The sequence below is a fragment of the Stenotrophomonas sp. 63632_Sma genome (genome assembly GCF_056482875.1).
The window spans coordinates 4363177-4386820 of record NZ_CM151220.1; the positions used below are offsets into that span (position 1 = coordinate 4363177).

At 66.2% G+C, this 23644-nt stretch carries 19 protein-coding genes and 2 pseudogenes; 13 read left to right on the top strand and 8 right to left on the bottom strand.

What is annotated here, in order from left to right:
• The 3 genes from ACZK45_RS20265 to ACZK45_RS20275 all read left to right on the top strand — a co-directional run bounded on the left by ACZK45_RS20265 (position 1) and on the right by ACZK45_RS20275 (position 2955).
• Positions 1-354 carry an SH3 domain-containing protein gene (locus ACZK45_RS20265; protein WP_005411349.1) on the top strand — a complete coding sequence of 118 codons (354 nt, stop codon included), beginning with the start codon at positions 1-3 and terminating at the stop codon, positions 352-354.
• Positions 351-1736, top strand: coding sequence for a dihydrolipoamide acetyltransferase family protein (locus ACZK45_RS20270; protein WP_478445149.1), 1386 nt, complete (start codon positions 351-353; stop codon positions 1734-1736). Before ACZK45_RS20265 ends, ACZK45_RS20270 begins: the two co-directional genes overlap by 4 nt.
• A gap of 268 nt (positions 1737-2004) precedes the next feature.
• Positions 2005-2955 carry a hypothetical protein gene (locus ACZK45_RS20275; RefSeq protein WP_478445902.1) on the top strand — a complete coding sequence of 317 codons (951 nt, stop codon included), beginning with the start codon at positions 2005-2007 and terminating at the stop codon, positions 2953-2955.
• A gap of 36 nt (positions 2956-2991) precedes the next feature.
• Here ACZK45_RS20275 and ACZK45_RS20280 read toward each other — a convergent pair whose 3' ends face one another.
• From ACZK45_RS20280 to ACZK45_RS20290, 3 genes are all read right to left on the bottom strand, one after another.
• Complete coding sequence (locus tag ACZK45_RS20280) at positions 2992-3378, bottom strand: VOC family protein (RefSeq protein WP_049401688.1); 387 nt, start codon at positions 3376-3378, stop codon at positions 2992-2994.
• Positions 3379-3702: 324 nt separating this feature from the next.
• Complete coding sequence (locus ACZK45_RS20285) at positions 3703-4410, bottom strand: helix-turn-helix transcriptional regulator (RefSeq protein WP_478445150.1); 708 nt, start codon at positions 4408-4410, stop codon at positions 3703-3705.
• Complete coding sequence (locus tag ACZK45_RS20290; protein ID WP_478445151.1) at positions 4410-5045, bottom strand: Rossmann-fold NAD(P)-binding domain-containing protein; 636 nt, start codon at positions 5043-5045, stop codon at positions 4410-4412. Before ACZK45_RS20290 ends, ACZK45_RS20285 begins: the two co-directional genes overlap by 1 nt.
• A 105-nt stretch (positions 5046-5150) precedes the next feature.
• Here ACZK45_RS20290 and ACZK45_RS20295 point away from each other — a divergent pair, with 105 nt between their 5' ends.
• Positions 5151-6689: a GGDEF domain-containing protein gene (locus ACZK45_RS20295; RefSeq protein ID WP_478445152.1), complete on the top strand. Its 1539-nt coding sequence runs from the start codon at positions 5151-5153 to the stop codon at positions 6687-6689.
• A gap of 232 nt (positions 6690-6921) precedes the next feature.
• Here the strand turns inward: ACZK45_RS20295 and ACZK45_RS20300 are convergent.
• A pseudogene (locus ACZK45_RS20300) lies at positions 6922-8077 on the bottom strand (IS3 family transposase).
• Positions 8078-8519: 442 nt separating this feature from the next.
• Positions 8520-9446 carry a DUF808 domain-containing protein gene (locus ACZK45_RS20305; protein ID WP_180845053.1) on the bottom strand — a complete coding sequence of 309 codons (927 nt, stop codon included), beginning with the start codon at positions 9444-9446 and terminating at the stop codon, positions 8520-8522.
• Positions 9447-9656: 210 nt separating this feature from the next.
• Here ACZK45_RS20305 and ACZK45_RS20310 point away from each other — a divergent pair.
• A pseudogene (locus ACZK45_RS20310) lies at positions 9657-11303 on the top strand (ABC1 kinase family protein); the annotation flags it as partial.
• Between the two features lie 244 nt (positions 11304-11547).
• Positions 11548-13653, top strand: a complete 2106-nt coding sequence (locus tag ACZK45_RS20315; protein ID WP_478445153.1) for a phosphoglycerol transferase I — start codon at positions 11548-11550, stop codon at positions 13651-13653.
• A 554-nt stretch (positions 13654-14207) separates the two neighbouring features.
• Here the strand turns inward: ACZK45_RS20315 and ACZK45_RS20320 are convergent.
• Both ACZK45_RS20320 and ACZK45_RS20325 read right to left on the bottom strand, forming a co-directional pair.
• A complete protein-coding gene (locus ACZK45_RS20320) occupies positions 14208-16577 on the bottom strand; it encodes a DUF3772 domain-containing protein (RefSeq protein WP_478445154.1) in 2370 nt (789 codons plus the stop codon).
• Between the two features lie 147 nt (positions 16578-16724).
• Positions 16725-16973 carry a hypothetical protein gene (locus ACZK45_RS20325; protein WP_006399378.1) on the bottom strand — a complete coding sequence of 83 codons (249 nt, stop codon included), beginning with the start codon at positions 16971-16973 and terminating at the stop codon, positions 16725-16727.
• A gap of 182 nt (positions 16974-17155) precedes the next feature.
• Here ACZK45_RS20325 and ACZK45_RS20330 point away from each other — a divergent pair, with 182 nt between their 5' ends.
• The 4 genes from ACZK45_RS20330 to ACZK45_RS20345 all read left to right on the top strand — a co-directional run bounded on the left by ACZK45_RS20330 (position 17156) and on the right by ACZK45_RS20345 (position 20018).
• Positions 17156-17650, top strand: coding sequence for a lipocalin family protein (locus ACZK45_RS20330; protein ID WP_285301785.1), 495 nt, complete (start codon positions 17156-17158; stop codon positions 17648-17650).
• A 121-nt stretch (positions 17651-17771) separates the two neighbouring features.
• Entirely contained in the window at positions 17772-18200 is a 429-nt protein-coding gene (locus tag ACZK45_RS20335) for an SMI1/KNR4 family protein (protein ID WP_032127134.1), read from the top strand.
• Positions 18201-18203: 3 nt separating this feature from the next.
• Positions 18204-19409: an NAD(P)/FAD-dependent oxidoreductase gene (locus ACZK45_RS20340; protein WP_478445155.1), complete on the top strand. Its 1206-nt coding sequence runs from the start codon at positions 18204-18206 to the stop codon at positions 19407-19409.
• A gap of 126 nt (positions 19410-19535) precedes the next feature.
• Complete coding sequence (locus ACZK45_RS20345; RefSeq protein WP_049400799.1) at positions 19536-20018, top strand: hypothetical protein; 483 nt, start codon at positions 19536-19538, stop codon at positions 20016-20018.
• A gap of 128 nt (positions 20019-20146) precedes the next feature.
• Here ACZK45_RS20345 and ACZK45_RS20350 read toward each other — a convergent pair whose 3' ends face one another.
• Entirely contained in the window at positions 20147-20581 is a 435-nt protein-coding gene (locus ACZK45_RS20350; RefSeq protein ID WP_478445156.1) for a PepSY domain-containing protein, read from the bottom strand.
• A gap of 151 nt (positions 20582-20732) precedes the next feature.
• Here ACZK45_RS20350 and ACZK45_RS20355 point away from each other — a divergent pair, with 151 nt between their 5' ends.
• Genes ACZK45_RS20355 through ACZK45_RS20365 form a run of 3 tightly spaced genes read left to right on the top strand, consistent with a single transcriptional unit; the run spans position 20733 to position 22998 of the window.
• Entirely contained in the window at positions 20733-21023 is a 291-nt protein-coding gene (locus tag ACZK45_RS20355; RefSeq protein WP_005411366.1) for a PepSY domain-containing protein, read from the top strand.
• Entirely contained in the window at positions 21023-21682 is a 660-nt protein-coding gene (locus tag ACZK45_RS20360; protein WP_478445157.1) for a response regulator transcription factor, read from the top strand. The genes ACZK45_RS20355 and ACZK45_RS20360 overlap by 1 nt, the downstream gene beginning before the upstream one ends.
• A complete protein-coding gene (locus tag ACZK45_RS20365) occupies positions 21679-22998 on the top strand; it encodes a sensor histidine kinase (protein ID WP_478445158.1) in 1320 nt (439 codons plus the stop codon). Before ACZK45_RS20360 ends, ACZK45_RS20365 begins: the two co-directional genes overlap by 4 nt.
• Positions 22999-23644: the final 646 nt, after the last annotated feature.

Here is a 23644-nt window from a genome sequence, read left to right on the forward strand (position 1 = left end):
ATGCGGGCCCGCCTTCTGGGGGCTTACCGCAGCCAGTATCCCAACCCGCTCCGGTTCCACACCGGCCAGATCGTCGAAGTAGGTGTCCGTGACGAGGAATGGCCGGCGTTTGCCTGGGTACGCACCAACGATGGGCGCGCTGGATGGGCGCCCATCGCCTGGTTGCAGCTGCTGGACGAGGGTCGCGCCGAAGCGCTGTGCGACTACGACGCCCGCGAGCTGGATGTGGAAAGCGGCGAGATGGTGAAGCTTCATCACGAACACGGCGGGTGGTGGTGGTCCGAGCGCGCCAATGGCGCGACGGGTTGGCTGCCGGCCCGCGAACTGGAACTGCTGGAAGAGAACTGCAAATGAGCCAGACCAAGAACTTCAACCTGCCCGACCTGGGCGAAGGCCTGCCGGACGCGACCATCGTCGAGTGGTTCGTCAAGGAAGGCGATGTGATCAAGCTGGACGAGCCGCTGGTCTCGATGGAGACCGCCAAGGCCGTCGTCGAAGTGCCGTCGCCGTTCTCCGGCACGGTGCTGAAGCTGTCCGGCGCTGCCGGCGACATCATCCCGACCGGATCGGTGCTGGCCAGCTTCGAACTGGACCCGAACCTGCCGCAGCGTGCCGATGGCCAGGACACCGGCCACAGCCATGGCCATGCTGCACCGGCCGCCGCACCGACCCCGCCGCCGCTGCCAGCCGCCGCTGCACCGGTGGCCGCCGAAGCCGCCAAGCCCGCCGCCGCCGAGCGTGATGACGCCGGTACCGTGGTCGGCGCGATGCAGAGCTCCAATGCCGTGCACGCCGAGCAGGCGCTCGCCGTCGGTGGCGTCAAGGCCGTGCCGGCCGTGCGTGCCACCGCGCGCAAGCTGGGCGTGGACCTGTCCCGCGTACGCGCCACCGGCGCCGATGGCGCGGTGACCATGGCCGACGTCAAGCAGGCAGCTGCGGATGGCAGCGCAAAGATCGGTGCCGCTCCGGCGCCGGCCGCTGCTGCCTATGCCGCGCCGGCCCCGGCGCAGGTGTCTGCCCCGGTGCAGAGCGAAGCGCGCACCCCGCTGTCTGCTGCCGGCAAGCCGATGCGTACCCAGCCGCCGGGCGTGGTCGCCAAGGGCCAGCCGGAACCGCTGAAGGGCGTTCGCCGCAACATGGCGCGCGTGATGGCCGATGCGCACAGCAAGGTCGTGCCGACCACGCTGAACGACGATGCCGACATCCACGCCTGGCTGCCGGGCAACGACGTCACCGCGCGCCTGGTGCGTTCGATCGTGGTCGCCGCGCAGAAGGTGCCGGCGATGAACGCCTGGTTCGACGGTGAAGCGCTGACCCGCACCCTGCACGCGCAGGTGGACATCGGCATCGCCGTGGACACCGACGACGGCCTGTTCGTGCCAGCACTGCGCAACGCCGACATGCTCGACGCACGCGGCATCCGTGAAGGCGTCAACCGCCTGCGCGAGCAGGTCGAATCGCGTTCGATCGCCGCCTCGGAACTGAGCGGCTACACCATCTCGTTGTCCAATTTCGGCATGTTCGCCGGCCGCTACGCGACCCCGGTCGTGGTGCCGCCGTGCGTGGCCATCGTCGGTGCCGGCCGTGCCCGCCACCAGATGACCCCGGTGATGGGCGGCGTGGAAGCGCACAAGGTGATCCCGCTGTCGGTCACCTTCGACCACCGCGCGGCTACCGGTGGCGAAGCCGCCCGCTTCCTGCGCGCGATGATGGACGATTTGGCGCTGGCCAGCTGATCGGCCACCTTATCGGTTGGTGCCGACCTTGGTTGGCACATGAAGTGGAGAAACGCCGGGCAATGCCCGGCGTTTTTTTGTGCCTGCTCCGTCGCACCCCATCTACGCATGGACGTGGATCTACTGGTCTCTCCGACGGTCGGGCGAGAGCGCAAGGGGGCATTTTGAGAATAGTTGCATGGATTCCCAAGAGCAGCTCGATAGCATTGAGCCTCTCTGCAGACGTCGAACTTCCGTGATTGAGACACCACCCACACTCGAAGAATTCATGAAGGCGGGCAATGATTTTTTCCGCGCCTCTCCATTCTTCCTACGGTTGACGAGGGATGAGGATCCGTCAGACACGAACTGGGTCCTTGGCATCATCTTCCTGCGCTGGCTCGCCCGAAATCACGCTTTCCTTGACGCATCGGTCGGCTCTACGGTGGCAGCCGCCCCCTCGCCGGCAGATGCCTTGGCATGCATCGAAGCTGCCTTCCAGGACGAAATCCCCGGCGCTGCATTCGACCCGGAATTGCTGGAGTTCACCGTTCGCTACTTCTGCATGGCCGCACCCTACTTGTCGGACGTCTTCTCATTGTTCCCTCAAGACGCCATGCCCTCGCCGGACGCCATGTGGGACAAGCAGGATCAGGTGTACGCAATTATCGACTCCCGTCTGCAGTCATGGCGCAACGGCGAGTCCATCGTCCGGGCGATCATCCCCAATGCCGATCAACAAGGACACGCCGAGCCGGCTACGCCGCTGGACGCTGACGTCTGGATTACGATGCTCGCAACGCTATCGGATGCTGCGGTCACCCACGAAGGTGACCGTGCATACGCCAACCACTTCTACAGGCCACTGACAAAACCACCGTCAGTAGAAGTCGTCCTTGCGGTCATGAGGGAATTCCTCCGGAACCCGCCACATGACGCATCGATCATGTGTGCAGCAGAGAACTTCCTGTCGGATATTCCGCTCTCCCGCTACATCAAAGCGTATTCCATCCTCGCACCCGACCTATTGGACGTCTCTTCAGATGCTGCGCTCAATCTCTTCAACTATCCGGGCAGTGAATTAACGCCACGCCAGGTCCGACAGTTCATCAAAGAGCTCAGGCGATGCAATCCAGGCCGCGACGTGGTCGCAGAGCTGGCCCAGCTGGCCGTTGAATGGGATTCGGAAGACGACGAGATATTCTCAATCGTCGTCGACGCAGCGCAGAAGCAAGGGTAGGTCCAGGAGCCAGCAAGTGCCGGCCCCCTCCCTTGATCAGTTCCGCGCGACCATGCCCTCGGCACGGCTGTACACACGCAGACGGTGGCCATCCGGGTCTGCCCCGACAAAAGTGTGGCCGAATTCCAAGGTCACCGGTGCCTGCAGGATCTGCACGCCGAGCGCTTGCCACGCATCGTGCATCTGCTGCACGGCCTCCGGGTCGGCGACCAGCATCGCCAGTTCGGCGGCACCGGCCTGCGCGGACACCGGCGGCTGCACGTCATCGCGTTGCCACAGGCCCAGTGCGGCGCCATCGCCGAGCAGGAACAGGGCGAAACCGGGCGACTGCTCGACCGGTGGCTTTCCGAGAATGCCGCTGTAGAACGTGGCGCTGGTGGCGACGTCGCGCACGTACTGCAGCAGGGTGCTGGGCGTGAACATGGGGAAGCTCCGTTGTTGGGAGCGATCATGGTGGTATGGCCCTGCTGACAGATTCTGTCAGTAGCGTCGAGCGTGATCGACTGCTGTTGCCCCCGCCCTGGTAGATGTCGAGCTTGCTCGACTGCTGTTGCCGTTGCTCTGGTAGATGTCGAGCTTGCTCGACTGCTGTTGCCTCTGCCCTGGTAGATGTCGAGCTTGCTCGACTGCTGTTCGCGAAGATCAAAGGCGGTCGAGCAAGCTCGACCTCTACCAGGAGCGAAGAGCGAAGGCCGCCGTCCCCAGGAGCCGGAAGCGATGCACGGAAGCAGTCGAGCAAGTTCGACGCTACGAACGGTCCAGCCAGTCCGGTGCGATGCCCTGTGCCTTCTGCCAGCGCCGCAGCAGGGTGGCGCGCGGCACGAGGTAGCGATCCTCCAGCACGCGCACCTGGCGGATGCGGTCCAGCCGGAAATGGCGGAAGTCCTCGCGGCTCTCGCACCACGCCGCCAGCATCGGTACTTCATCGAAGTAGCCCAGTGCGAACGGCCAGACAATGCGCTCGCTGCGCTGGCCCTGTGCATCCTGGTAGCCGAACTTCAGGCGCCGCTGTGAACCCACAGCCTCACGCACGGCCTGCAGGCGTGCCGCCGGCATCTTGGCCGCAGCGCGCGAAGGGCCCACGCGCAGGCCGCTATCACGCAGCGCTTCGCGCCGCGCGGCAGGCAACACATGCGCGATGCGCGCCAGGGCATCGCGTGCGGCCTCAGCCAACGCTGGCTCGGTGCGCGCCGCGACCCAGCGCAGGCCAAGCACCAGCGCGTCGATCTCGGCGGGCGGCAGGGTCATCGGCGGCAGGGTATCGCTCGGTGCCAGCTGGTAGCCGACGCCAGCCTCACCCCGCAGGTCGGCCCCCTGTTCGCGTAGCGTCTCGATATCGCGGTACAGCGTGCGCAGGCTGATGCCGAGCGCTTCGGCCAGCACCTGCCCGGACACCGGCCGCCGATGGCGGCGCAGCAGCTGTTGAAGCTGGGTCAGGCGCAGCGCACGCGACATCAGCCGACCAGCGCGCCCGACGCCACCACGTGTTCACCCGGTTGCGGGGCGAGTGCGGCCTCGACCAGTGCCTTGGCAATTTCGCTGGCCGGATTGATCCGCCACGCCCGTGGCAGCAGCGGCCCCAATGCCCCCAACACCGTCAGCGCCAGGCGCTCGCCACGTCGCACCTCGGTGCGCTCGCCGCCGATCAGCCCGGGGCGGACCAGGGTCAACGAGTTGAAGCCCAGCGCGCGCAGGTCATGCTCCAGCTCGCCCTTCACCCGGCTGTAGAAGATCGACGACTGCGGGTTGGCGCCGGCTGCGGAATTCAGCACATAGGTCTGCGCACCCTGCGCCTGCGCCAGGCGGGCGAACGCCAGCGGGTAGTCATGATCGATGCGGTGGAAAGCCTCGCGGCTGCCGGCCTGGGCAATGGTGCTGCCGAGCGCGCAGATGACCGCGTCCACGCGCGCCCATGCTGGCGAAGTGGGCAACGCGTCGAAGGCCAGCACCGGGTTCTCCAGCTTGGCGTGGGCCACAGCCAACGGGCGGCGGGTCGGCGCGATCACGGCGCTGCAGCGCGGGTCGTCCAGCAGCCTGGACAGGGTCAGCCCACCGACCAGCCCGGTCGCCCCCAGCAACATCACGCGCATCACCACCTCCACTGCGGCATCCTGTCGCCCATCCTAGCCGTTCAAGCCGTCGGCGGCCGCGCCGATATGCTGGAACCAGTCCCTGCCAGCCCCAGGATTTGCTCCATGACGGACCAGCCCGACCACCGCCCTGCCCCCGGTACCGCCCTTGGGCCGCCGGCACGCGTGCGCGCGGTGGTGGACGATGGGCTGGGCGACCGCGTGGTGCTGCAGGGTGGCGGTGGCGTGGCCCTGCAGCAGCTGTTCGCCGGGGCCGACGCACCGGAGCCGCTGCTGGCCGCGTTCGCCAATGGCATGGCCACCCTGCCCGGCGAACTGGGCGACATGGGCGACCGCCTGCAGTCGGCGCAGGCCAGCGCCGATTGGCCGCGCTATGGGCGCGCAATGCGGCAGCTGATCGACAAGTACATCCGCACCATCGAACAGCATTCGCCGGATGGGCAGCCGGAAAGCCTGCGCCTGTCCGAGCAGCTGCGCCTGCTGCTGGGCGGCGCGGTGGTGGCCCTGCTGCAGCACGATCCGGACCTGCGCGAGCAGGCGCAGACGCTGGCCATGCAGCTGCGCCAGTGGCAACCGGGCACGGCGCTGGAACCGATCGAACAGGGCGTGCGCGAGCTCGGCCACCAGGTCGGCGTGCGTGCCGAGAGCTGGCAGGAGCAGCAGGCGCTGCTGCTTGAGCTGTTCGCGCTGCTGCTGGAGAACGTGAGCGAGCTGCTGGATGACCGCAGCTGGCTGCAGGGCCAGATCGCCGCAGTACGCCAGCTGCTGGACGGGCCGTTGGAAGCTGAGGCGGTCGAGCGCACCCGCGCCGAACTGCGCGAAGTGATCTACAAGCAGGGGCTGCTGCGCCAGGGCATCGACGATTCGAAGGCGGCGATGCGCGGGTTGATGGGCGAGTTCATCGAGCGTATGGACGGCATGGCCACCAGCACCGGCGAATACCACGACCGCATTGGCAGCTATGCGCTGCAGCTGCGCGAAGCGCGCAGCATCGCCGACCTCAATCAGCTGCTGCAGGACGTGATGCGCGATACCGGCAAGGTGCAGCAGCAGGCCGCACAGGCGCGCGATCACCTGGCCAACGCGCGGCAGGAAGTGGAGCGTGCAGAGCAACGCATTGCCGAGCTGGAGCAGGAACTGCGCGCCGCCGGCGATCTGGCCCGCATCGATCCCCTGACCCAGGCACTGAACCGCCGCGGCCTGGACGAACTGCTGCAGCGTGAGCTGGCGCGCGCCGCGCGCAACAACTCGCCGTTGGGCGTGGCGATGATCGATCTGGATGATTTCCACCAGACCAATGATGCACATGGCCATGCCGGTGGCGATGCACTGCTGCAGCACCTGGTGGCCGTCTGCAAGCTGCTGCTGCGCGCCACCGATGGCATCGCGCGGCTGGGTGGCGACGAGTTCGTGCTGGTGCTGCCGGAGACCCAGGGTGCCGACAGCATGGCCACCGTGCAGCGCCTGCAGCGTTCACTGGCGCACCGCGTGCTGACCGTACAGGACCAGCGCGTGCCGGTGCACTTCAGTGCCGGGCTGGCGCAATGGCAGCCCGGCGACGATACCGAGACCCTGCTGCGGCGCGCGGATGACGCGCTGTATGCCGCCAAGCGCCAGGGCAAGAACCGCGTACAGGCGGGTTGATCGCCCGGCCCACCGCAAACCGCTTCGGTAGGTGCCAACCTTGGTTGGCACGAGCAGAAACAAAGCGCCGACCAAGGTCGGCCTCTACCAACGCCAAGAACATCGCTTCGGTAGGTGCCAACCTTGGTTGGCACGCGCGGAAACAAAGCGCCGACCAAGGTCGGCCTCTACCAACACCAAGGACAGCGCTTTGGTAGGTGCCAACCTTGGTTGGCACGCGCGGAAACGGGTTCTACCCCGATATCACGGACGGTTCTAAAAGAGCTGCAACCTTCTGATCCTGCCTGGCGACCCTTCGCCGCATCCTTGGGTTGTGGCGTCGCTCGATGTAGTCAAACACATCCGCTCTTGCTGCATCCAGTGTCGGGTAGCTCGTTCGATAGACTCGCTCACGCTTGAGCAGCCCAAAAAAGCCTTCGCAGGCGGCGTTGTCGCCGCAATGTCCAACGGCGCTCATTGAGCAGATCAGCCCGTTAGCCGCGAGATATCCTTGGTAGTCACCGCTGCGGAACTGACTGCCACGATCCGAATGCAGGATCACCTCATCGCTGCCTTGACGCTGCCAGACCGCCATCTGCACCGCCCGGATCACCATCTGGCGATCCTGTCGATCGTGCATTGACCAGCCCACAATGCGCTGGTCGTAAAGATCCAGCACGATGCACAGATACAGCTTGCCCTGCTGGGTCTTGATCTCGGTGATGTCCGTGACCCACTTGGTTTCCGGCTCCAGCGCGAGAAAATCGCGTTCGAGCAGGTTGCCCACGCCCGGCGGCGTTACGGACGGGCTGCCACGCTTCCCGCGACGCTTCCGCCGGGGCCAGCCCTGCAGGCCGTCGGCCGCCATCAGGCGCGCGACCCGGTTCAGGCTGGCGATCTCGCCTTCCTCAGCCAAGTCTTCGCGCATGCGGCCAGCTCCCAGAGTACCCCGGCTGTCTTCATGCAGTTCGCGCATCCTTACCACCAGGCGCTCATTGTCGACCTGCCGGGCGCTCGCAGGGCGCTTACTCCACACGTAGTAGCCGCTGGCCGATACCTTCAGGCACCGGCACATCAGCCGGATCGGAAACTCATCGCGGCAACGTTCGATCACCTGATACCTCAGGATGATCCCTTTGCAAAGAACGTCGCCGCTTCTCGCAAAAAATCCCGTTCCTTCTTCACCCGCGCCAATTCACGCTTGAGTCGAGCCAACTCTTCGTCCCGTGGCGTTCCGGCGCCGCCGAAAGCGGCCGCTTCTGGATTCTGCGCCTCGCGCTTCCAGCGGGTTAGCAGGCTGTCGCGAATTCCCAGCTCCCGGGCACCTGGGCGCAGCTGATGCCGGGCTGGCTCGCCTGCTCAACCGCACCGCGCTTGAACTCGGCACTGAACTTCCTACGCTTTGACATGAACACTCCTCATGGCCTGAATCGGCCTTCTTGTAAGTGTCCGTGAAAACGGGGTAGAACCCAACAAAGCGCCGACCAAGGTCGGCCTCTACCAACGCAAAGGACAGCGCTTCGGTAGGTGGCAACCTTGGTTGGCACACGCCGGAACAAAGCGCCGACCAAGGTCGGCCTCTACCAACGCAAGGGACAGCGCTTTGGTAGGTGCCAACCTTGGTTGGCACACGCCGGAACAAAGCGCCGACCAAGGTCGGCCTCTACCAACGCCAAGGACAGCGCTTCGGTAGGTTCCAACCTTGGTTGGCTCACGCCGGAACAAAGCGCCGACCAAGGTCGGCCTCTACCAACGCCAAGGACAGCGCTTCGGTAGGTGCCAACCTTGGTTGGCACGCGCGTAAACAAAGCGCCGACCAAGGTCGGCCTCTACCGGGCAATGGGCCGCCGCTTACTTACCGCGCAGCTTCTGGAACCCGGTCACCGCCGCCAGCACGATGGCGCCGGCGATGATGCCCACCACCATGTTGGCCGCAGCACTGATCAGCCAGCCCCACTGCCCTTCGCCACCCAGTGCCTGCACCGCGTGGTGCAGTGCCGGCACGTTGTGCACCAGGATGCCGCCACCGACCAGGAACATGGCGATGGTGCCGGCCACCGACAGGAACTTCATCAGCCACGGTGCCGACGCCACCAGGCCGCGACCGAAGGCGGCGATGGCACCGCCCTTGCGCGACAGGTACAGCCCAACGTCATCGAGCTTGACGATGCCCGCCACCAGTCCGTAGACGAACACGGTCATGGCCAGCGCAACCACGCTCAGCGTCAGGATCTGGTTGGTGAACGGTGCGGTGGCGACCACGCCCAGGGTCAGCACGATGATCTCGGCCGAGAGGATGAAGTCGGTGCGAATCGCGCCTTTTACCTTGTCCTTCTCCCACGCCACCATGTCCACCTGGGTATCGGCCAGCGCCTTGCGCCGCTCGGCCTGATGCTCGGCATCGTCGTCAGCCGAATGCAGGAAGCGATGCGCCAGCTTCTCCACGCCCTCGAAGCAGAGGAAGGCACCGCCGATCATCATCAATGGCACGATCAGCGGCACGTTCCAGCCACGGCTGTGCAGCCAGGCCTCCAGCGCACTGATCGCCAGCGCCGCCGGTACCAGGATCACCTTGTTGACCAGCGAGCCCTTGGCCACCGCCCACACCACCGGCAGTTCGCGGTTGGCGTTGACTCCGGTCACCTGCTGCGCGTTCAGCGCCAGGTCGTCGCCGAGCACACCGGCGGTCTTCTTCGCCGCAACCTTGGTCAGGACCGAGACGTCGTCCAGCAGGGAGGCGATATCGTCGAGCAGGGCGAACAGGCTGGCACCGGCCATGGGGCGTCCAAGTGAGGGAATGAGCGGATTCTGACCGATCCGGCGTGGACTGCGGAAGATATCGGGTTCACCACGTGACGACCCCGCCCCGGCCAGACTGAGGCGTGATCCCGTTCCGCCGGGCATGGCCCGGCGCTACCGGCCGTCGTCTGCAAGGAGTTCCGCTTGAGCAATCCGCCCACCGCCAATGGCAATCCCCCGCTAGTCAAAGGCATGAACCGGCGCAGCCAGATCCTGCGCCTGCTGATGCGCTACCGCCATTCGGGCGTGTTCTCGGGCATGAACCTGGATGCCGCCAGCAACCAGGCCGACGTCCCCGCCGATGGCAACCCGGAACAGTTCGTCAGCGACCTGGAAGCGCTGGGACCGACCTTCGTCAAACTAGGCCAGATGCTGTCCACCCGCCCGGACATGGTGCCGGTGGAGTTCGCCACGGCGCTGGAGCGTATGCAGGAAAAGGTGGCCGAGATTCCGGTCGAGCGCATCCATGCCATCGTCGAACAGGAGCTGGGCGCGCCGGTGAACAAGCTGTTCGCCGCGTTCGATCCCGAGCCATTGGGCTGTGCCTCGATCGCGCAGGTGCATCGCGCGGTGCTGCACGATGGCCGCCAGGTGGCGGTGAAGGTGCAGAAACCCGAGGTCGCCGCGCAGCTGCGCTCGGACCTGGAGGCACTGCGCAGCTTCGCGCTGGCCGCCGACCACCTGACCCAGGTGGGCCGTCGGGTGCGCCTGCGCGACTGGCTCAACGAGTTCGCCAAGACCCTGATGCAGGAGCTGGACTACCACGCCGAGGCCGAGAACCTGGCCCGTTTCGGCCGGCACCTGAAGCCGTTCCGCCGCCTGTGGATTCCGCAGCCGCTGTGGGACTACAGCAGCCAGCGCGTGCTGACCATGGAACTGGCCACCGGCGTGCGCGTGGATGCGATTCCCGATGTGCGCCGCACCGAGCAATCGATGGATCCTCTGGCGGCGGCGCTGATCCGCGGCTACCTGGACCAGATCTTCGTGCATGGCGAGATCCATGCCGACCCGCACCCGGGCAACCTGCGGGTGATGCCAGATGGACGGCTGGCGATCTTCGACCTGGGCATGGTCGCGCACATGCCGCCGCGTCTGCGCGAGCGCCTGCTGAAGATCCTGTTCGCCGCGGTCGATGGTCGTGGCGAAGAAGTGGCCGACGACCTGATCAGCATCAGCACGCGGCTGGAGGCCTTCGACGAAGAGCGTTACCTGCGCGAGACCGGCCAGCTGATCGCGCGCTACGCCGCCAGCGGTAGCTTCTCCGAAGGCCGCGTGGTGCTGGACATGGTGCGCATCGCCACCGCCTGCGGCCTGCGCACGCCACCGGAACTGAGCCTGCTGGGCAAGGCGCTGCTCAATCTGGAAACCGTGTGCCGGCTGCTGGCGCCGGAGCTGGAAACCCGCCGCATCGTTGAGCGCCAGCTGCAGCACGTGATGCGTGCGCGCCTGAAGAAATCGCTGTCTGCCGCCAACCTCGCCAGCGAGGCGATGGAACTGCAGCAGCTGCTGCGGGATGGGCCGCGCAAACTTTCGGACATCATGGCGCTGCTGGCCGAGAACCGCCTGCAGATGAAGGTGACCGGCCTGGAAGAATCGCGGTTGATGGAGAACCTGCAGAAGATCGCCAACCGCGTGGCTGCCGGCATCATCAGTGCCGCATTGATCATGGCTGCGGCGATGATGATGAAGATCGACACCGGCTGGCACCTGTTCGGCTACCCGCTCATTGCGCTGATTCTGCTGTTCATCGGCGTGGTGCTCGGCCTTGGCATCGTGACCAGTGCATTGCTGTTCGACCGTCGTGCGCGGGCACGCGAAGAACGTGGTCATCGCTAGCGCATCAGCGAAAACCGCCGTATTCATGCGGTTTTTAATGTAATCCAACGAAGCCCTTCACGCTCGTTTTACCTTCTGAGCGCGATTGCGCGCGTGTTATTTCAACAAACATTTCAGTCAGGTTCGTGCATGCACTATCGGGTCATCGGCCTGTCATGTGCATGTGCTTGTGGCAGCGTCGGTCGGATGGACACGCGTCGGTACGACGTCCATCACCACCACCCCGTCACTGCCGAAGCTGCCTATGCTCTGGATACTGCTGCTGTCGTTGTTGCTGCTGTGCTGGTTGTTCCTCGCGTCCGACAAGTGGGTGTGGTGGAAGGCTGGTGCATTCTCGCTGCTGCTGCTCATGCTCAGCGCGTGGTGGCTGATCGACAAGCTGTCCGGTGATGGGCTCAATGCCGCCACCCTGTACCACCTGGGCGCCGACATGGAAGGCGCCGGTGTCTCCGACTTCAAGGGCTATATCGCCGGCTTCATCGTGCTGGCGCTGGTCTCGCTGCTGCCGCTGTTCGCCACGCGGGTGAAGCGCTGGCGCCGGCCCGGCCATGGTGGCGCATTGTTCGCCGGTTTCGCGGCCGTGTGGGTGGCCACGATCATGATCAGTCCGCTGGCCCGCGACGGCCAGCGCCTCTACCAGCAGCTGCGGCCGGTCGACTTCGCCCGCATCGCACCCGAATACCAGGTGCCGACGCAGCCGCTGCAGCGCCCGCGCAACATCGTCTGGATCTACGGCGAGAGCCTGGAACGTACCTACCTGGACGAGGCCGTGTTTCCCGGCCTGATGCCCAACCTCAACCGCCTGGCGTCCGAGTCACTGGACGTGCGCAACCTGGCCTCGGCCGAGGGCAGCGGCTGGACCATCGCCGGCCTGGTCTCGTCGATGTGCGGCGTGCCGCTGACCACTTCGCAGGGCGATGAGAACAGCATGGACCGCATGGGCAGCTTCCTGCCCAAGGCCGTGTGCCTGGGCGATTACTTGAAGCAGCAGGGCTATACCAACCACTATCTGGGCGGTGCCAACGGCCAGTTCGCCGGCAAAGGCCAGTTCCTGGCCAGCCACGGTTTCGATGAAGTGCATGACCTGGCGTGGTTCAAGCAGCAGAAGAAGATCGGCCGCATCCACTACTCGGCCTGGGGCGTGCACGATGACGTGCTGCTGGATACCGCCTACCAGCGCTTCGAGCAGCTCTCGCGCGCCGGTTCGCCGTTCATGCTGACCACGCTGACCATGGACACCCACCACCCGGCCGGTCACCTGCCGGTGTCGTGCAAGGGCGAGCGCTACCAGAGCCAGTACGGCAACATCAACATGCTCAACGCGCTCAAGTGCAGCGACCGTCTGATCTCGCAGCTGGTGCAACGCATCCAGGCCAGCCCGTACGGCAAGGACACGCTGATCGTGATCGCCTCCGACCACCTGGCGATGCCCAACGATCTGACCCACATTCTGACCCGGCAGAAGCGCGAGAACCTGCTGCTGTTCCTGGGTGATGGCATTGCCCCGCAGCAGCTCAGCGCCGATGCCGGCACCACCCTGGATTCGGGTGCGACCCTGCTCAGCCTGCTGGACCCGAACCTGAAGACGATGGGCTTCGGCCGTTCGCTGATCGACAGCCAGCGCGCGCCCAGCGCCAGCGTGGCCACCCAGCGCGATGGTGGCCGTGACTATCCGCAGTATCTGGCCTTCGCGCGTTCACTGTGGCTGGGCGAACCGACCCGCGAGCTGAAGATCGATGGCGACGACCAGGTGGTGGTGGGCCTGCAGCACGTGCAGCCACCGGTGTTGCTGGAGTACGACAAGGACTGGAGTCTGAAGTCCGTTTACCTGGAAAACACCTCACGCCAGTTCGACGATGCCAACCCGGACAACACCCTGGCCTACGTCGACCGCTGCACCGCGTTCGAGGACGGCTCGGCCGACGGTGACTGGTGCGCCCTGCTGGTCAACCGCGACAACGGCATCAAGCTGTACCGCGACAACGACCTGCGTGGCGGCATCGCCGTGGATGCACCGCTGGATGCGTTCCAGGGCCCGCGCCCGAGCGTGCGCCAGGCGCACATGATTACGCAGAAGGGCCGCCGTACCCGTGCCGGCCAGTACATGCTGCAGCTGGTGGCAAGCACGCGCCCGGATCGCGGCTTCTGGATCGAGGCGGTGTCCTCGCAGCGCAAGGTGGTACTGGCGCAGCAGTGGGTGCAGCCCGATGCCAACGGCAAGATCAACGTGTCGTTCGGTCTGGACCACGAAGTGGATGATCTGGAGATCCGCGCGTGGTTGAACCACGCCGAGAAGCTTGCGGTGGACACGTTCGCACTGGTGCCCTCGCGCAGCCGGCCACGAGGGTAGTGGTTTCTTTGCAGGGCTGCGCCCTGCACCCGCCGAAGCAACAGCCGAAGCAACAGCAACAGCAACAGCAACAGCAACGGCAACGGCAACAGCGGGCATTCCGTGGTTTGGTGGGGTGGTGCCGGAGTGCGGGGACGCCGCAAGTACGTCCCTGTAGGCTTGGCAGCCGCATCCATGCGGCTGACACCCCGCACTCCCACACCGCCCCACCTCTGACAGATTCCTGCGTCTGTCGGTGGGTGTCGACCTTGGTTGACACTTCTGTCAGATATGGAAATCAATCTGGAGTCAGATCCGTTTCCTCCGGAAAACGGATCTGACCCCAAGAGCATTTCCGACAGACCGCAGCAAACTGTCGAAGGCGGGGTGGGTCCGGTTGCGGGAGTGTCCGCGGCATGGATGCCGCGGCCAAGCCCCCATGGAAGGGTTTACGGCGTCTCCCGCAACCGGACCCACCCCGCCATCCCACAGGAAACCAGCTTTTGCCGTTGCCGTTGCTGTTGCCTTTGCTCCGGCTTGTAGCGGGTGCAGGGCGCAGCCCTGCAAAGAAACCCCTACTCCTGCGGATCGCGGGTGATGTGGATGTCGGTCGGGGTCGACAGCGGAATGTTCCGCTCCGCCAGGATCTGCAGCAGGCTGAAGTACAGATCGCTGCGGGTGGCATACACCTGCCGCGGGCTGGCCACGTACGCGAAGCTGTTGATGGTGATCTGGCCACCGGCAATGCTGTCGATGTAGACCGTCGGCGCCGGCTGCTTCAGCACGTTGGTGTGTGCGGTATACGCATCCAGCAGCGCCTGCCGCAGGTTGCCGACATCGGTGCTGGGTGGCACCGCGAACTGGATCTGGATGCGGCCCTGGTTGTTGCCCATCGTCATGTTGCGCACGGTCTTGGTGACCAGCTCGGAGTTGGGCACGATCAGGGTGGACTTGTCGCCCACCTGGATCTCGGTCGAGCGCAGGCTGATGCGGCGGATGTCGCCCTCCTGGTCGCCCAGCTTCACCCAGTCGCCGATCTTCACCGGACGCTCGGCCAGCAGGATCAGGCCGGAGACGAAGTTCTGTGTGATCACCTGCAGGCCGAAACCAATACCCACTGACAACGCACTGACGAGCAGCGCCAGCTTGGTCAGCTCCAGCCCCATCGCCGTCAACGCCCAGATCACGGCGAGGATGATGCCGACGTAGCGGGCGACGGTACTGACCGAGTTGCGCGCCCCCAGGTCCAGTTCGGTCTTGGGCAGGTAGGTATCGGTCAGCCAGCGCTGCACCAGCTGGGTGATCGCCAGGCCGGCCAGGAGCACCACAACCGCCAGCACGATCTGCATCGGCTTCAGGGTGGTTCCGCCCAACGGAATGCCCGTGGTGAGCAGCGAAGAGAAGCGTTCCACCACCGCGCCGATGTTGCCAAACGGTGCCACCAGCGCCAGCAATGTGATCAGCACGACCACGGTACGCAGAACCGCCGACAGCAGCACGCCGGCCTGCTCCAGCCGCGACACGCTCAGGCCGGTACTGAGCAGGATGGTCTGGCCCACTTTGCTGTCGGCGTTGAGCATCCACGTGCTCAAGTCATCGACGAACTTGAACAGCAGCGTCGCCGCCAGCACCACGATGCTGCCGCCGATCAGCTGCTGGTTCACGAATTTGGCGAAGTTCAGGTAGCCCATCAACGTCGCGACGATGGCGGCCACCACCGCGACATTGCCCGCCACGCGCGCCAGCACCAGCCAGCTGCTGCGGCGCACCGGAGTGGCAGCGCCCACGCCATCGGCCTGCGCCTCCAGCTTGGCCTCGGCCTCGGCGGTCTGCCGGCGATGCAGGCGCGCCAGGGTCACCAGCATGGCCATGATCAGGCCCAGGTAAGTCAGCGCAATCAGGCCATCCAGCGCCACCGTGGTGACATCGCTGGTACGCGTGGCCTGATCGAGGGCCACCAGCACCGTGCTCAGCCAGGCAAGCGCCGCCGCGCCCCACGCGTACTTGCGCAGCTTGAGCGCGGCGGTGTCATCCAGATTCAGCAACCGCCACGACGGCCGCTTGGGAACCAGCATGCAGGCGCTGAGTGCCGCAATGAACGCAGCGCGGAACGTTGCGGTCTCCAGCCCGTCGGCCACCACCTGCAGGCGCGGCGCAATCGCATTGATGGCATCCAGCGCCGCCATCAGCACCACCACGGCATAGCCGGGCAGCAGCGTGCCCACCAGCAGCAGCCACATGGCCAGGCCGGAGCGCCGCAGGCGGCCATCGGGCGCACGCTCGGACGCGGCAAAGCGGCGACCCAGCCGGCGCAGCCACAACCGCAGCGGGAACATCATCACCAGTGCAGCCAGCAGGCCCAGCAGCGGCGTGCCCCAGCCATTGGCCCGGACGCCAGCGACGAACGTATCGCGCCCCTGCTCGGCCAACGGCGCGACGCGTGCGATATCGATCGGCAGGCGCTCGGCAACTTTGCTCCACAGCGCGGGCGACAACGGCGAGGCAACCTTCTGCCCCAATTCTTCGGTACGTTGCGCGGCGCGCTGCTGGTCGATGTCGGTCGCCAGCTGCTGGGCGCGCACGGCACTGGTCTTGGCCTGCGCTACCGACGCGGCCAGTCCGTCGCGTTGTTTGTTGATGCTGCGCCGTTGCGCCGCCAGTTCGGGCGGCTCGGTGGTGCCCTCGGCAGGCGTGCCCAGCTGCGCCAGTTGTTCGTCGAGGCGGACGAGCTGTGGCTGCAGCTCCTTTTCCAGCGCCTCGGCGTCACGCCGTACCTGCGAGGCATTCTCGGACAGCATCGCCAGCGTCTCGATGGCAGCCGCATCACCACGCTTGCGGTCGACCTCCTTCAGCTTCGCATCGATATCTGCCAGCTGCTGCTTCGGCGTGGGCGCATCATCCTGTGCCAGCACCGGCGCGGACAGCAGGAGGGCAGTGCACAGCATCAGGACCCACCAGGGGCCCCGTGCACGGATTGATCGCAGGAAAGAAGACAAGCCAGCCACACCGGTTCGCGCGGACCACCGCGCCTGCGCGCGACTATACGGCAGAGCCGGTCAAGGGCGGATGGGTGGCCCCGGCAGCGTCGAGCATCAGTACTTCAGGCGCAGCTCTTCCACCGTGGGCTGCTGCAGCGCGTACCAGTCCTGGAACTCTTCCTCGGTGATTTCATCGGGCGCATACACCGCCACCGGGTGCCAGTCGTGGTCGGTCGGCAGCGGTTGGCGCGGGCCGGCACGCAGGCTGTAGGCCACGCCTTCGTAGTCGACCAGGTCGTCGACCTGCGGCCACTGTTCGCGCGCGAACGCGGATTCACTCTTCAACAGGATCACCTGGTACATCGGCACCTCCACCTCGGTTGGATCAGGAAAACACGGCGCTGGCGGCAGGATACCGCCACGCCGGTGACAACGGGCGCTCCGCCGGGGCGACGGAACGTTCTGGACACGGCCATCGCCCCGGCTTCACCCGCCCATGGCAAGGCCATCGGCATCGTGGAGGCCCACCCCTGCCACGACCGCCGATGACCGAGCACCCGCCGCTGAAAACCGTCGCCGACCTCAAGCTGCCCCGCTACCTGGGCACCTGGTACGAGATCGCACGCCTGCCGATGCGCCATGAACCGGAAGGCTGCACTGACGTGTCGGCGCACTACACCCTGCTCGACAACGGCAACGTCGGCGTCACCAACCGCTGCCGTATGGACGGCGAGGTCGAGGAAGCCACCGGCGAGGCCTGCGCCGTCGACAACGACAGCGCGCGCCTGGAGGTGAGCTTCCTGCCCAAGGGCCTGCGCTGGCTGCCGTTCGCCAAGGGCGACTACTGGGTGATCCAGGTCGCGCCGGACTACAGCGTGGCACTGGTCGGCAGCCCCGATCGCAAGTACCTGTGGCTGCTGGCCCGCGAACCGCAGCTGGACGCTACCGTGCAGGACCATTATCTGGCGGCCGCCCGCCTGCAGGGCTTCGATCTGTCCGAACTGATCCAGACCCCGCATACCGGCCGTCCCACGGCCTGATCTACGGGCAATGGTGGACGCCAACCGACTCCGCCAATGACGTTATCCCCCATCGCGACATTCATCAGCAGCAGGCAAACTTCTGGTTTAACCAGTCCCCGAGAGACATGGAAGAGCAGCCATGGAATATCACCTGACAGAGGGACAGCTCAATGGCCCGGCTGAAATGTCGGCCATTACTGGTCTGTCAGCCCGCGTGGGAGTGGCACTTCCCGAGAATTACCTTGAATTCCTTAGGGCGCACAACGGTGGCGAAGGATTTATTGGCGACAACTACATTGTCTTCTGGGAAGCAGAAGAGGTCATCGACTTCAATCGTGAGTATGAGGTTGAATCATACGCGCCGGGCATATTCCTGTTCGCTTCGGACGGCGGCGGGGAGGGCTATGGATTCGACACACTGGACGCAGCAATGCCGGTAGTGCGGATTCCATTCATTGGCATGGAACGTCAGTACGCCATTCCGGTAGCGAGTGACCTTCCCGACCTGTTCGCTCGATTGCTTGTAGATCAGCCTGCGGACGAGCATGAAATCGATCCGGCGAATTGACGCATGGACCTCAAGAGTGGCTACCCGTGGTGGGCGGTACGCAACGGCCTGATCCACGCTTTTCCTCCGCTGCAGCAGGACCTGCGCTGCGACGTACTGGTGGTCGGCGGCGGCATCACCGGTGCGCTGATTGCCGACGAACTGTCCCGGCATGGCCACGACGTGGCGGTGATCGAGCAGCGCGACATCGGCTGGGGCAGCACCGCTGCCAGCACCGCGTTGCTGCAGTACGAGATCGATACCCATCTGCTGGAACTGGCCCAGCGCCATGGTCAGGACGCCGCCGCGCTTGCCTATCGGGCGTGTGCCGAGGCGATTCCGGCCCTGGGTGAGGTGTCGCGTGGGCTGGACGTCGATTTCCAGCGCATGGACAGCCTCTATCTGGCCAGCCGCCATCGCGACGTACCACGCCTGATGGCCGAGGGTGAGGCGCGGCGCGGCATCGGTCTGGATGCCCGCTGGCTCGGCCCGGAGGCACTGCAGGAACGCTTCGACGTGGACGCCGGTGGTGCCCTGCTCACGCGCCAGGCGGCACGGGTCGATCCCTATCGCCTGACCTATGGGTTGCTGCAGCGCGTGCGCCGGCGCGGCGGCCAGGTGCATGACCGCACGGTGCTGCACACGCTCACTCCCTCCGCACGCGGCGTGAGCGCCCTCACCGAGGGCGGCGCCACGATTCACGCCCGCCATGTGGTGCTGGCAATGGGCTATGCCAACCAACGCTGGCTGCAGCAGCGCGTCGCACGCAACCGCAGCAGCTATGCCTTCATCACCGACCCGATCGATGCGGACGTGCTGGGCCGGCTGCGCAACACGATGGTGTGGGAGAGCGCACGCCCGTACCTCTACCTGCGCGCCACCGGCGACCGCCGCCTGCTGGTGGGCGGGCTGGACGACGCCATCGACATCCCCGCCCGCCGCGATAGGCGCGTAGAGCGCAAGGCCGACAAGCTGATGAAACAGCTCCAGCACTGGTTCCCGCGGCTGGATCCGGTGCCCGCCTTCTCCTGGGCCGGCACCTTCGCCGAAACCGCCGACGGCCTGCCTTTCTTCGGCCCGCACGATCAGTGGGGGCCACGGGTGCATTTCGCCATGGCCTACGGCGGCAACGGCATCACTTATTCGATGATCGGCGCCCAGCTGCTGCGGGCCCGGATCGAGCGGCGCAGGCATGCGCTGGAAGGGCTGTTCGGGTTCGGGCGGCTGTGACCTGCAGCCAGGCATTGCCTGGCTCTACCCCAATCCGGCGCCGACAGGCATCATTCAAGCAACCCCTGCTAGCGTCGGCCTGTACCGCCGCGTGTTGCGTGGCCACCTGTCCGCTGGAGCGCCGTCATGATCCGCCCCCTGACCCTGCTGCTGTGCCTGGCCCTGCCGGGAACCGTGCTGGCCCAGTCCGCCGCTGGCGCCACCGCGCCGCAGGCCGCCGGCCTGGACCTGACGCTGCCGCAGGCGCCGATGCGCTACCTCAACGACCCGGCCCTGCAGCAGGACCCGCCGGGCACGTACTACGGTGACAAGAGCGGCCCGCGCGTGCACGACGACGCGAAGATCGCCGACGTCACCGACGACAAGGTCAAAGTGTCCGGCAGCTTCACCACCGGCATCGGCTATTCCAAGAACGGTGGCAACAGCCACTACAACGCCGCCACGCTGAACCTGAGCAAGAACTACACCACCGATGAGGGCAAGACCCACGGGGTCAACGTCAACATCCACGTGAGCGAAGGCAAGGGCCCGGGCTTCTACGGCCCGTACGGCGGCTACTACGGCCGCGGCCCGGGCTACTGGGATTACCCGCCGCCGTTTGGCTGGTAAGCGCCGCGTCGGGCCTGGGCCGACCAAGGTCGGCCGCTACCGCTGCACGTGTCCGGTAGGTGTCGACCTTGGTCGACACGCTTTCTCCCCGTGTGCCGGCCAGCGGCCGGCACCTACCGGCACGCGAATCAATCCAGCCAGCCATCGCGCTCGCTGTGCAGGATGCGGCCGTCATAGCCGCTCAGGCGCACCTCCACTTTCTGGTTGCGGGCATTGCGGGCTTCCAGCGACCAGGTCGCACCATCGCGTTCCAGCGAATGGATCTCGCGCAGGCCATGCGCCTGTGCCCGTGCCAGCACCTGCTCGGTGGTCAACAGCGCGCGGCCGCTGTGCTCGTCGAAGATCTCGCCGGTCTTGGGGTCAACGTAGACCTCGCTGAAGCGGCCATCGGCGCGGCTCACGTCTGCTTCCCACAGGCCGTCATCGCGTTCGATCTCGTGGATCTGGGTGTAACCGGCCTTGCGCAGGGTCTGTTCGACCTGGGCCATGCCCAGCGGTGCGGCCTGTGCGGCGGGAGCAATCGCAAGGGCGACGACGGTGGCAAGGGTGAGCGACTTCAACATGGGGGTTCTCCTGTTCGTGTTCGTGGCCGGACCATCCCGGCAACGCCACAATGCACCCCGTGGTTAACAGCTCCTTAGCCGGCACTGTTAGCCAGCTGTTAGTCAGCCCCGGCACACTCACGCCTGTTCCTACAGCCCGCCCTGCGCCCCGATGCTCTCCACCCTGCCCCTGCTGCTGGCCCTGGCCAGCGCCCCCACCGCCGCCGCACCGGCACAGGACCCGGCGCAGCAGGTCGCGCGCCGCGCCGTGCAGCAGGGCCGCTACGTGCCATTGGAAAGCGTGGTGCGCGATGCGCTCAAGCGCTTTCCGGGCCAGCTGCTGGAAGTGGAACTGGACGATGGCGTCTACGAAGTGGAGATCCTGCGCGGCGACGGCGTGGTAGTGGAGCTGGACTATGATGCGCGCAGCGGAAAGCTGCTGAAGACGGAGCTCGACGACTGATGCGCATCCTGTTGGCCGAAGACGATGCCGCACTGGCACAGCGCCTGGTGCCCCTGCTGGAGCAGGCCGGCTACGTGGTGCACGTGGTCGCCGACGGCCGCCAGGCCGAGGAGATCGGCCAGATCGAAGATCTGCAGGCCGCCATCGTCGACCTGGGCCTGCCCGGGCTGGACGGACTGAGCGTGATCGAGCGCTGGCGCGGCAACGGCCGCAGCTTTCCGGTGCTGGTGCTGACCGCGCGCGGGCGCTGGCACGACAAGCTGGCCGGCTTCGACGCCGGCGCCGACGATTACCTCACCAAACCCTTCCAGGCCGACGAACTGGTGCTGCGCCTGCGCGCCCTGATCCGTCGCAGCCACGGCCACGCCAGCCCGCGCCTGCACTGCGGCCCGCTGCAACTGGACGTCAATGCAGGCCGCTTCGAGCTGGATGGGCAGGCGCTGGCGCTGAGCCCGCAGGAGTTCCGCCTGCTCAGCTACTTCATCCACCACAGCGGCCAGGTGATCGGCCGCGACCGCCTGGGCGAACAGGTGTTCGATGGCGGCCACGATCCGGACTCGAACGCACTGGACGTGCTGCTCGGGCGGGTGCGCCGCAAACTCGGCATCGATCTGATCCAGACCGTGCGCGGCCAGGGCTGGCGGCTGGCCTCGCCATGAACCGGCAACCGTCGCTGCGGCGGCGCCTGCTGCTGGCCGGTGGCGTCGGCCTGCTGCTGGTCTCGCTGCTGGCCAGCGCACTGCTGGGCGAGCTGTTCAAGCGCAGCGCGCGCGATCGCTTCGACCATGAACTGCAGCAGGACATGCTGACCCTGTTGGCGCAGGCCGAAGTGGATGCGGACGGACAGCTGCGCCTGCGCCAGGAACCCAATGACGCGCGCTTCCAGCGTGTGTTCTCCGGTGCCTATTGGCAGATCGCCGGTGCCGATGGCCGCGTACTGCTGCAGTCGCGCTCGCTGTGGGATGAAACCCTGCCCGTCACAGCCAGCGGGCCGGCCACGCGCAATCTGAGTGGGCCGCTGCAGCAATCCCTGCGCGCACGCGTGCAGCAGGTGCGCCTGCCACGCGCCAACGAACCGTTCGTGGCCGTGGTTGCCACCGATCGCAGCGCGCTGGATGCAGACGTTGCCGCGTTCCGCCAGCGTACTGCCATCGCGCTGGGTGTGTTGGTCGCGGCGTGGCTGGCGGTGCTGGCCAGCCAGGTGCGCTTCGGATTGCGTCCATTGCATCGCCTCGGTGCACAGCTGGAACGGGTGCGGCGCGGCGACGCGCAGCGCATCGATACACAGGGGCTGGGTGCGGAGGTCGCACCGCTGGGCGAGGAGCTCAACGCGCTGCTGGAGCATCAGCAACGCATGGTCGCGCGCGCGCGCACCAGTGCACAGGATCTGGCGCATGCGCTGAAAACCCCGCTGAGCGTACTGGCCACTGAGGCCGACGGCGACGGCGCGGACTGGCGCGCCACCGTACGCGAGCAGAGTGCGCGTATGCAGGCCAGCGTCGACCGTTACCTGGCCGCAGGGTTGGCCGCCGACCATCGCCAGCGCACCGACGTGGCCGCTGTCGCACAGGCGATGTGCCGGCTGATGGCACGCGTGCATGGCGAACGTGGCATCACGTTCACGGCGGCTGGTATCGATCCGGCACTGCAGTTCGCCGGTGCCAGTGCGGACCTGGAGGAGATGCTGGGCAATCTGCTGGACAACGCCGGCAAGTGGGCGAAGCAACAGGTGGACGTCACTGCAGACACCAGCGAAGGGCAGTTGCGCATTGAGGTACGCGACGACGGCCCCGGGCTGGCCGCAGACGCGCTGGAACAGGTCACCCAGCGTGGCGTGCGCCTGGATGAGCGCGAGGGCAGCAGTGGGCTGGGGTTGGCGATTGTGGGTGATATCGCTGCCAGTTATGGCGGGCGGTTGGCGTTGGAGAATGCTCAGCCGGGATTGCGGGCCACGTTGTGGTTGCCGGTGGCGTGAGGCGGCCAACCTGACGGCGGGTAGTGCCGGCCGCTGGCCGGCAACCACGTGGTCACCGGGAACGCCGTTCGCCGTGCATCCGGTAGGTGTCGACCTTGGTCGACACGCATCAAAAGCGCCGACCAAGGTCGGCATCTACCAAAGCAGTGCATCGGTTCCGTCGGCCATCGTGCATCCGGTAGGTGTCGACCTTGGCCAACCCAACGGCGGGTAAGGCGTTACCGCTGGCCTACAACCACGTGGTCACCGGGAACGCCCTGCGGAAGCCTACCAGCGGCCTACTCTACCAAGCGCCAACCCGACCGGTCGCCGTACTCCCGGTAGGTGTCGACCTTGGTCGACACGCATCAAAAGCGCCGACCAAGGTCGGCATCTACCAAAGCAGTACATCGGTTCCGTCGGCCATCGTGCATCCGGTAGGTGTCGACCTTGGCCAACCCAACGGCGGGTAGTGCCGGCCGCTGGCCTACAACCACGTGGTCACCGGGAACGCCCTGCGGAAGCTGCCAGCGGCTCTCTACCAAGCGCCAACCCGACCGGTCGCCGTGCTCCCGGTAGGTGTCGACCTTGGTCGACACGCATCAAAAGCGCCGACCAAGGTCGGCATCTACCAAAGCAGTACATCGGTTCCGTCGGCCATCGTGCA